The organism is Candidatus Eisenbacteria bacterium (assembly GCA_016867715.1).
Classification (GTDB): Bacteria; Orphanbacterota; Orphanbacteria; order Orphanbacterales; family Orphanbacteraceae; genus VGIW01.
In genome coordinates, this window is the sequence record VGIW01000158.1 from 1 (window position 1) to 3,063 (window position 3,063).

The 3,063-nt window shown below is 68.5% G+C and carries 4 protein-coding genes; 2 read left to right on the plus strand and 2 right to left on the minus strand.

Features of this window, described 5'->3' with window-relative positions:
* Together FJY73_14250 and FJY73_14255 are read right to left on the minus strand one after the other, a co-directional pair.
* A partial coding sequence (locus tag FJY73_14250) for a hypothetical protein (GenBank protein MBM3321822.1) occupies positions 1 to 427 on the minus strand: 427 nt, incomplete at its 3' end.
* 109 nt (positions 428 to 536) lie between these two features.
* Entirely contained in the window at positions 537 to 1,349 is an 813-nt protein-coding gene (locus FJY73_14255; GenBank protein ID MBM3321823.1) for a hypothetical protein, read from the minus strand.
* Between the two features lie 118 nt (positions 1,350 to 1,467).
* Here FJY73_14255 and FJY73_14260 point away from each other — a divergent pair, with 118 nt between their 5' ends.
* Positions 1,468 to 2,523 carry an alcohol dehydrogenase catalytic domain-containing protein gene (locus FJY73_14260; GenBank protein MBM3321824.1) on the plus strand — a complete coding sequence of 352 codons (1,056 nt, stop codon included), beginning with the start codon at positions 1,468 to 1,470 and terminating at the stop codon, positions 2,521 to 2,523.
* Positions 2,520 to 3,063: alcohol dehydrogenase catalytic domain-containing protein (locus FJY73_14265; GenBank protein ID MBM3321825.1), on the plus strand; the 544-nt coding region annotated here is incomplete at its 3' end. The genes FJY73_14260 and FJY73_14265, both read left to right, overlap by 4 nt.

The following is a 3,063-nucleotide window of genomic DNA, read 5'->3' on the forward strand; positions in this document are numbered from 1 at the left end:
AGACGAGGAGAAAGTGCTCGGCATTCGCGAAGACCCCCTGCACGCCGCGGCTCGCCGAGAGAACGGCGTAGCATGCGGCCGCCGCCCCGGCTCCGATTCCCGAGAGAAGACGCCGCGCGATCGCGAAGACGAGGACGATCGCGAGAAGGTTCGCGGCGAGAAGCCCGAGATGGATCCCTCGGATCGTCTCGCCGAAGAGCGCGAGGATCCCCGCGTAGACGACGTAGATCCCCGGTAGCTTCATGTTGTACGCCTCGGCATAGGGAGGCGTCCCCTCGAGGATCAGCCTCCCCATGTACGCGTACTCCCCCTCGTCCCGCTCGAGGGGGACATCGAGGAGCCGAAACCGAACGAAGGCGGCGAAGACGAGGGAAAGGAGAAGAACGAGAGACGCGATCCGTGCGGCGCGGCGGGATTCTCGCTTCATGCCGCCAGTATACGGCAGAGAAGCCGGAGAAGTCGCGGACACGCACCGACGCTCGCGATCCGGGCCCCGACTCCCCTCTCGAAAGAACCATTACGTGTTAAGGAATTCCTCACCTCCGCGGAACGTGCAGCTTGAGGTACGCGAGCGATCCGTCCTCTTCCCCCTTGCGGAAGAGGTAGTGGAATCCGATCGACGAGGATCCGTAGGTGAGCTCGATGTTGAGACCCTGCGTGCTCTCCGTGTCCGCGCGACCGCGGAGCGTGAGAAAACCGAACGGCTCGTACTCCGCCCCGAACACGGGGATGATGTCGCCGAAGTCGTCCCCCGCGAACCTCCGCGCCTCTGCGAAGACGAAGAGCGCGTTCGGAAGAAGCGCCGCGCGCGCCCCCGCCTCATAGATCCGCCCGAGCTTGAACTCCCCGAACTCAGTCCGAAAGAGGTTCCTCCCGTTCGCGACGAGGTCGATCCGCGGATGGGGCTTCCATGCAAGCCCGATGTCCCACGAATCGACCGCGTCGAGATCATCATCGTCCGACGCGCACCAGGTATAGGCGATCCCGATCGCCGCGTTCCGATCGACCCGCTTCGCGACCGCGAGCGTGTAGCGCCGCATCGTCCGCTCCTCCGCCCACGCGAACGACTCGGTCGCGAACCCGAAGGCGCGCGAGCGGACACAGAGAAGGTTGTCTTCGTCGAGGATCCCCTCGGTTTGAACTTGCCCGTAGACGATCTCGGGACGCTCCTCCATCGCGAGCCATGCGGGGGCGGTCGCGACCGCGGTCGCGTACCGGTTCCCCGCCCAAGGGACCGGGTCGAAGCGGGAGGCGATCGGCACCAGTACCCGCTCCACCCGCTCCCCGGCCGGCGCGAGCGACGGGACAAGGATCGATGCGAGGAGGAGCGCTCGCACACGAGTGTTCATCTCGATCCCCCAGGGGAAGGTGGCGGAACCCGAGGCGATAGGATACCGTATCAGGGTGCTCCTGTTAAGGAACGAGATCCCGCCCTCCGGGCGGAAGTCGGGTTTCGGGAGGCGCGGCATGCGCGCGGTGGTCGCGGACGGAAAAGGCGGGGTTCGAATCGGGGAGGTCCCCCTCCCGCGCGTACCGGCGGACGGAGCGCTCGTCCGGGTCGCCGCGGTCGGGATCTGCGGCTCCGACACGCACAAGCTCGCCGGCGCCGAAAGAGGAACGGTTCTCGGGCACGAGGTCGCCGGGGTCGTCGAGAGGATCGGGCCGCGCGCGCGCGAATGGCGCGCGGGGGACCGGATCGTCGTCGCGCACCATGTCCCCTGCGGGCGCTGCCGCTTCTGCCGATCCGGCCACGAGTCGCAGTGCGCGCTCTTCCGCTCGACGAACCTCGACCCGGGCGGCTGGGCGGAGTTCGTCGCGGCGACGGGCGGGCACCTTCGGCTCGCGGCGTTCCGCATCCCGCGGCGGATGGACGAGGGCCTCGCGAGCCTCACCGAGCCGCTCGCGTGCTGTCTTCGCGCGGTCCGGAGAAGCGAGGCGAGGCGCGGGGAGACCTTCGTCGTCGTCGGCCTCGGCTTCGTCGGGCTCCTCCTCGCGGCGCTCCTTCGAAAGCGCGGCGCCCGCGTCCTCGGCCTCGACCGAATCACCGAGCGGACGCGCTTCGCCTCGAGGTGGTGCGGAGCGGTCCCTCTCCCCGCCGATCCGAAGCGAGCGGCCGCCTCCGTGCGCCGCCGCACGAAGGGCGATGGGGCGGACCAGGTCCTCCTCGCGGCGGGCGCGGCGGAGACGTTCGGCCTCGCCCTCGATCTCGTCCGCCGCGGCGGGACCGTGCACCTCTTCTCCGCCCCCGACGAGGGGACCCGGGTCTCCTTCGATCCGAACCGTATCTATAAGAGAGAGGTCCGTGTCCTGGCGACCTACTCCTCCTCGCCGCGCGACCTCCGCGCCGCGTGGCGCCTCATTCGGAGCGGCTCCCTCCCCTTCGAGGAGCTCATCACGCACCGCCTCCCCTTGGACCGGATCGACGAGGGGCTTCGCGCGATCCGCTCCGGAAACGCGAGGAAGGTCGTTCTTGTACCAGGTACACATGGATTTGTACCTGGTACACCCGGAGGGGGCCGATGAAGACGATGCTCTCCGCCCTCTTCTACGGCGCGCGCGACCTCCGCCTTGAGGAAGTCCCCGTCCCGAGGCCCGGAAGGGGAGAGGTCCTCGTCCGCGTCGCGCGGGCCCTCACCTGTGCGACCGACCTCAAGACCTTCCAGCGCGGGGGCCACAAGATGATCCCGCGCCTCCCCTCCCCCTTCGGCCATGAGTTCGCGGGGCTCGTCGAGGAGGTCGGGCCGGGGGTCTCCGGTATCCGGCCGGGCGCGGCGGTCGTCGCGGCGAACTCCGCCCCGTGCAACGCATGCGACTTCTGCCGGATCGACCGGCACAATTTATGTGAAAACCTTCAATTCCTGAACGGAGCCTACTCCGAGTTCATCCTCGTTCCCGAGCCGATCGTCCGCCAGAACCTCTACACGATCCCGGAAGGGATCCCCTTCGAGCGGATGGCGCTTCTCGAGCCGCTCGCCTGCGTCGCGCACGGGGTCGAGCGGACCGGATTCCGCATGGACCACGTCGCGGCGGTGATCGGCGCGGGACCGATCGGCCTCATGTTCA

Excerpts from the sequence above, each read along its gene's own strand:
- FJY73_14260 (MBM3321824.1), top strand. The coding sequence starts at position 1,468 with ATGCGCGCGGTGGTCGCGGACGGAAAAGGCGGGGTTCGAATCGGGGAG.
- FJY73_14255 (MBM3321823.1), bottom strand. The coding sequence starts at position 1,349 with ATGAACACTCGTGTGCGAGCGCTCCTCCTCGCATCGATCCTTGTCCCG.